The organism is Candidatus Pelagibacter sp. (genome assembly GCF_052049775.1).
Classification (GTDB): Bacteria; Pseudomonadota; Alphaproteobacteria; order Pelagibacterales; family Pelagibacteraceae; genus Pelagibacter.
The window spans coordinates 1-6,684 of sequence record NZ_JBNGZH010000047.1 but is presented as its reverse complement, the minus strand read 5'-3'; the positions used below and the strand labels follow the sequence as shown (position 1 = coordinate 6,684).

The window sequence follows — 6,684 nt, the reverse complement described above, 5'->3', positions numbered from 1 at the left end:
TTATCAATTTAATGATTAAAAAATTTTATAAAATTGGAAAAAAACTTTTTCCATTATGCAGAAGTATTACAGGAAAAGATACTCTCAAAACACTAAAAATTATTCAAAAGGAATTCAAAAATTTAAAAATAAGAAGTATTAAATCAGGAACAAAAGTATTTGACTGGACAATACCACCAGTTTGGAATGTTCATGATGCTTTCATACTTGATAAATACAAAAAAAAAATAATTGATTTTAAAAAAAACAATTTACATTTAATCAGTTATTCGGAACCAATTAATAGAAAATTATCAAAAAATAAAATTTTAAAAAAAATTTATACTATACCCAAACAATCTAACGCGATACCTTATATCACATCTTATTATAAAAGAAATTGGGGTTTCTGCGATACTCATAAAAATAAAAAAAAAATAGAAAAAAAATATAAAGATAATGATAACTTCTCTGCTGTTATAAAAACAAGTTTCAAAAAAAATGGATATATGAATTATGGAGAACTGTTTCTTAAGGGGAAATATAAAGATGAACTTTTAATTTCAACCTACATTTGTCATCCATCCATGGCGAATAATGAGCTTAGTGGTCCAATAGTTTCCATGGCTTTAATAAATTATTTTAAGAAAAAAAAATTAAATTATGGATTAAGATTTATATTCATACCTGAAACAATTGGATCAATTGCATACATTTCACAAAATTTTAAAAAAATTAAAAAACTTTGTTTAGGTGGGTTAAATCTAACGTGTCTTGGTGGTTCAGGAAATTTATCAATAATATATTCTAAATATAACGATTCATCAATTGACAGAACTCTAAATGAAACACTTAAAGAAAAAAAAATTAATCACAAAATATTTTCTTTTTTAGAAAGAGGTTCAGATGAAAGACAATTTAATTCTCCTGGTATTGAAATTCCAATGGCTATGATTTCAAGAGACAAATTTTCAAATTTTAAAGAATATCATACGTCTTTAGATAATTTTAACTTTGTAAAAGAAGATAGTTTAAATAAAAGTTTGAAGTTTTTAATTAGTACAATTAATAATTTTCAAAAAAAAATGTTTCCCAAAAGTTCGTATTATTGCGAGCCATTTCTTACTAAAAAAAACTTATATAAAACGTTGAGCTTTAAAATTTATTATAAAAAAGATTTTTCTAAAAAAATATTAGATTTTTTGCAATATTGTGATGGGAAAAATAGCTTGGAAGATATTAGCTTTTTTATAAAATTGAATATAAAAGAGACTAAAAAAATTTATAAGTATTTACTCAAAATTAAACTAGTATATTAGTAATTTATTAAAAATGAATAAATGGAACTTTAATAAAATTCGAAACTCTTTGGAAGAAAATGGGTATTATGAGTTTGAAAATTATTTAAATAAGAAAGACATTTCTTTAATTGAGAATACTTTAATTGAAACTCTAAATTACATTAAAAAAAGCAAAGAAAAAAACCTACAAAAAAAATACTATCAAATAAAAAAATATAATAATAAATTAAAAAGTCACTGGTATGATCTTACACCACACAATATTGATTTACTAAAAACTCTTCATAAAAAAGAAATGATAAATTTCGTAAAAAAATATTTTAACTCAAAAGTTGTTTTTTCTGGAAGACCGGCAATTCATGTTCACGATAATGCAAATGATAAATTATTGGACGCGCATCAAGAAACAAACCAGTTTGCACGTGATACAATTGTATTATGGGTACCAATATACAACACTAATGAGAAAACCGGGGGTTTGTGTATATATAAAAATTCACATAAAAATGGTTACTTTAAACACTATCTTAAGCTTTCAGAAACAAACAAAAAACTGTGGACTAAACAATATACTCATATCAGATCCAGATATCTTGATAAATTTGAACAAAAAAAATTAAAAGTTAAAGCTGGAAATGCAATAATTTTCCTTTCGTCATTGGTACATAAGGGTTATGAAAATTCAGATAAGAACGCAGTGAGAATTACTATTACTGAAAGATTTAATCCTTTGAAAAGGATACCGTTTTTAAAAAAGAACAATGCCTCTATGAAAATACCTTATATGGGGGTTAACTTAAATAAAATTAAAATTTAATTTTGTACTTCTCTAAAATTTCTTTACCTTTTTTGTAAGAACTAAAATCTATTATGTCATCAGTTTCTAAAGTAATACCGAAAGATTCCTCTAAACCAGACATTAAAGTCATGTGACCAATAGAATCCCATTCTGGAATTTCGTTATATTCTAATTTTTCTGAAAAAACCTTTTCATCGATAGACAAGGATGATATAAAAGTTTTTTTATATAAATCTAAATTTGACATTACCCTAGTGCGTTAATAACATTTTTGACAATTTTGTCAGGTGATAAATTGTAGTAATCTAACATATATTTATAACTTCCACTTTTTGTATATTTATCATCTACACCTAAATTAATTTGTTTTACTGAAATATTTTCCTTTACTTTTACCTCACTAATAGCACTTGCTAGTCCACCAATTATATTGTGCTCTTCTACACAAACATGTAATTTGTTTTTAGAGCAATCAATAATTGCTTTTTTATCAATCGGTTTAATAGTATGCATGTTAACCACTTTCGATTGAATCTTATGTTCATTCTCTAAAATTTTTGATGCCTCTAAAACATTGCTTAAAATTGCACCGCAGGAAAAAAAACATACATCTAAACCATCTCTCAAAACTTCTGCTTTACCAATTTCAAAATTATAATCTTTATTATATATCTGTTTGATATTAGAACCTCCGGTTAAACGAATATAAACAGGCATATTTCCTTGAGATAAATAACTTTCAACAACTTTATTAAGTTCTAAACAATCTGCTGGAACAACAATTTGAATATTGGGTATAGATCTTAAAACGCCTATTTCTTCTATGCTGCAATGAGTAAACCCAAGATTTCCCAAATTAAGTCCTGAAGCCAAACCTACTAATAATACTTTAGATTTCATATAACCAAGATTTACTTTGATTTGCTCACAACATCTCAATGTTTGAAAAGGTGCAAACGTTGTAGTTATTACTTTAAAATTTTCAGAACTTAGTCCTGTTGCAATCCCAATCAAATTTTGTTCTGAGATACCAACATCCAAATAATTTGATGAAAATTGCTTTCTGAATCTATCTAAACCAGCTGATGTTGACACATCACAGGTTAATATCATCATATCAGGAAAATCTTTAACAAATTCTAAACAACTTAATCCAAAACTGGCCCTCATACCAATTGTGGACATCATTTTTAATTTTTTTTCATCAATTTTCATAATTCTTATTTAAACTTTCTAAAGCTTCTTCATAAGACTTTTTAGTTAAAACTGAATGATGCCATTCATTTTTATTTTCAAAAAAACTGATACCTTTGCCCTTTATTGTATTGGCTACTATGACATTTGGACCATTTAAATTTAAATTATTATCAATAGCTTTAAAAATTTCATTGTGGTCATGACCATTTATTTCTCTGGAAAAACAATTAAATGAATTCAATTTTTCACTCAAATTGTTTAAATTTAATATTTCTCCACAATTTCCAGTTTGTTGAAAATTGTTTTTGTCAACAAATATGACTATGTTATCTAGTTTAAAATGAGAAGCAGTCATTAATGCTTCCCAATTTGAACCTTCATTACATTCTCCGTCACCCATTATGACAAAAATTTTGTTATTTATTTTTTTTTTTTTGTACGCAATACCTAAACCTACAGCTATGGATAACCCCATCCCTAATGAACCTGTTGAAAATTCAATACCTTTATTTAAATTTTTCACTGGATGTCCTGCCAAATCGGAATTATCTTTTTCGAAACTCATCAAATCATTATCAGACAAAACACCAATCTGATTTAAAGCCGCATAATATGCAAGACAAGCATGTCCTTTACTTAAAATAAATCTATCTCTTTCTTCCCAGGTTGTTTTATTTTTGTCATATTTCAAAAAATCAGAAAAAATTACAGATATGATATCAGATGAAGACAAAGCACCACCTATATGGGCACTTGCTGATCCTGCATTAAATGACATTTCAAGAATTTTTTTTCTAACATTTAGAGAAAATTCAGAAGTTTTTTTTAAATTAAAAGTTTTTTTCAAATTACCTACCTCCATCAATTGTTATCAGTTGACCATTAATATATGAGGATTTGTCACTTGCTAAAAATGCTATTACATTTGCAATCTCACTAGTTTTTGCAATCCTTTTTAGAGCGACTTTATTTAAATATTCATCAATAGCATCGTCTTTAGTGAAATTTTTAGCCATTTTTGTATCTGTCAATCCGGGTAATACAGCGTTAACTCTTAAATTTTTAACTCCCATTTCTTTAGAAATTGTCTTTGTCAAACTATTTAAAGCTGCTTTTGATGCTGAATATGCAGATCTACCAACGGGATTTTCATTTGCTGAGTTAGAGGAAACAAATACTATGCTACCTTTTTTAGATTTATTTAATAGTTTTAGATAAATTTGTGTTAATAAAAATTGAGAAAAAAAATTTATTTCAAAAATATTTCTTAATGACTTAAGTGATGTCATCTGAAATAAAGAATTAGTAACAGTTCCAGCATTATTTACCAATATATCAATGCTAGTGTTATCTTTTTTGATTAAATCAAATGAACTTTTTATTGTCTCTTCTTTCTCAAGATCAAGATGTATAATACTTATTTTGTTGTTATTTTTTTTTTTTAAATTTTCAGTAAATTCTATAAATTCTTTATCCTCAATATTTCTAACTAATGCGTATATATTTGAACCCTCATTGGAGAACTTCTCAAGAATTTTTTTTCCTATATCTCCTGATGCTCCACTAACAACAGCAACCTTATCTTTTAATAACATTTAATCTTGGTAATCTTCTTTACTAAAAATATCTTTTGCTAAAGCAGGTTTGAAAATTGTTTGACCACTCTTAGTCATAAATTTACGGATAAATTCTTTATCCTCACCTGCTAAACATAGATTACTATGATTTCTAAAATACTTTATACTAAAACCATGATCAATAATTTCCTTGAGTGATTGCTCAAAAATATTTCCTATTTTAATATGAACATAAGGACAAACTAAAACATCTCCTATTGGTGTTACATACACTCTATTAACAGTCGTGCAGCCTAAAATTTTCTCATGATTTCTATCGAATGGATTCCAAATATTTCTAACTAAATTTTTATATTCTTTTCTTATTTTTCTTAGGTATTCTCTGTCTTTATCATCACATATAATATCTTCTGCATTTTGCCACATACCAGACGGCACAGCAACATTTAGTAAAGTTTTGTATCTTTTTTGTTTTGAATAATCCAACAATTCTCTGAAATGTTGTGTATTAGCGTTATAGTGCCCAACAGTAATGTTAAGATAGGGATCCATCCCAGCATTTTTGACATGCTCTAAGGCAGCTATAGCTCTTTTCCATGACTCCTTTCGACCTCGAATTTCGTCGTGGATTTTTTCATCCATACTATCGATACTCACTGATACTCTACTAACTTTATATTCGGCTAATCTTTTTGCCATAGACTCATCTAAATAGTACCCATTAGTTGTTAAATACATGTAAAATCTCTCTGGTCTTATTGCCTCAAGAACCTGAAACAATTTTTTTGGCTGAAGCAAAAGTTCACCTCCTTGCAAATCAAATTCAAAATACCCCAATTCATCTGCTTCATCAGCTAATTTTCGTATTGCACCTATATCAAGATATTCTTTTACATGATCTCCTTTAGGAGAATTTGTAAAACAATATTTACATCTTAAATTACACGCGTTGTTAAAATTTAAATCTATGCCTCTAGTTTTAGTTCCTACTTTTCCATCATTTTTATTCACATAATCGTAAAAATCTCTTAATTTTTTTACTAATCTTGGTTTATTTAGTAATGATGAGGCAATCGGCATAAATTTATTTTAAATATATTTTTTTATTTCATTTGGTAACACTAAAGAAAACTCAGCTTTAACAGCAAGTTCATTGTCAACTTTACCTTCTGCCCTAGATTTTGCAATACCTCTATTGAAATTTTCTATTTTAGCATTTATTTCTAATCTCTTGCCTGGAGTTATTTTTTTTAAAAACCTTACTTTGTCTAAAGAGCTAACATACATAATTTTTCCGTTATTTTCTGGTTTTGCTAAAATTGCTAAAGACGCTGTTTGAAACAAACACTCAATTTGTAAAACTCCTGGCACATTTGGATCGGACGGCCAATGAACTTTAAAAAACCATTCATCTTTATCAAAATCTTTATAACCTTTAACACTCTCTCCTATAACAATTTCCTCAGCATAATCAATCATTAAAAAAGGATCTCTGTTTTGCTGAAACTCTAAAATTTTATTCTTATCAATATTCTTAATTATTTCATCTTCCATTATCTCAAACTTATTGTCCTTGTCATGCTATTAAATAATTCATATCCATCCCAATTAAATTCAATCGAAAGAGCTTGTCCTATCGGAACAATTCTATCAATACCTTTTAGACAATTTTTTTCATAGTTTTTTTTTATTACATCTTTTTCAAAGCCATAATAGGTCATAGTTTGTGTAAAGCTATCTACATTTTTAAATACTTCATTAATATTATTTACTTGAATTTGATAAAAATAACCTAACTTAGAAATCAAATCATTAATATTAAAGATATTTC

General features: G+C 26.9%; 8 protein-coding genes and 1 pseudogene. 2 read left to right on the top strand and 7 right to left on the bottom strand.

The annotated features are described in order from the left end of the window. Together ACTT83_RS05835 and ACTT83_RS05830 are read left to right on the top strand one after the other, a co-directional pair. Positions 1-1,298, top strand: a 1,298-nt coding sequence (locus ACTT83_RS05835) for a DUF4910 domain-containing protein (RefSeq protein WP_440919158.1), incomplete at its 5' end; no start/stop codon positions are given. Between the two features lie 13 nt (positions 1,299-1,311). After that, complete coding sequence (locus ACTT83_RS05830; protein WP_440919157.1) at positions 1,312-2,097, top strand: phytanoyl-CoA dioxygenase family protein; 786 nt, start codon at positions 1,312-1,314, stop codon at positions 2,095-2,097. Here the strand turns inward: ACTT83_RS05830 and ACTT83_RS05825 are convergent. The 7 genes and pseudogenes from ACTT83_RS05825 to ACTT83_RS05795 form a co-directional block, all read right to left on the bottom strand. Continuing rightward, positions 2,087-2,326, bottom strand: a complete 240-nt coding sequence (locus ACTT83_RS05825) for an acyl carrier protein (protein ID WP_440919156.1) — start codon at positions 2,324-2,326, stop codon at positions 2,087-2,089. The genes ACTT83_RS05830 and ACTT83_RS05825 overlap by 11 nt on opposite strands. Beyond that, positions 2,326-3,294 carry a transketolase family protein gene (locus tag ACTT83_RS05820; RefSeq protein ID WP_440919155.1) on the bottom strand — a complete coding sequence of 323 codons (969 nt, stop codon included), beginning with the start codon at positions 3,292-3,294 and terminating at the stop codon, positions 2,326-2,328. Before ACTT83_RS05820 ends, ACTT83_RS05825 begins: the two co-directional genes overlap by 1 nt. Beyond that, positions 3,284-4,123, bottom strand: a complete 840-nt coding sequence (locus tag ACTT83_RS05815) for a transketolase (RefSeq protein WP_440919154.1) — start codon at positions 4,121-4,123, stop codon at positions 3,284-3,286. Before ACTT83_RS05815 ends, ACTT83_RS05820 begins: the two co-directional genes overlap by 11 nt. Position 4,124: 1 nt before the next feature. Continuing rightward, a complete protein-coding gene (locus tag ACTT83_RS05810; protein WP_440919153.1) occupies positions 4,125-4,871 on the bottom strand; it encodes an SDR family NAD(P)-dependent oxidoreductase in 747 nt (248 codons plus the stop codon). After that, a complete protein-coding gene (locus ACTT83_RS05805; RefSeq protein ID WP_440919152.1) occupies positions 4,872-5,933 on the bottom strand; it encodes a radical SAM/SPASM domain-containing protein in 1,062 nt (353 codons plus the stop codon). Between the two features lie 9 nt (positions 5,934-5,942). Then, entirely contained in the window at positions 5,943-6,407 is a 465-nt protein-coding gene (locus ACTT83_RS05800; RefSeq protein ID WP_440919151.1) for a 3-hydroxyacyl-ACP dehydratase FabZ family protein, read from the bottom strand. After that, positions 6,407-6,684 (bottom strand): annotated as a pseudogene (locus tag ACTT83_RS05795) (acyl-CoA reductase); the annotation flags it as partial. The gene ACTT83_RS05800 and the pseudogene ACTT83_RS05795, both read right to left, overlap by 1 nt.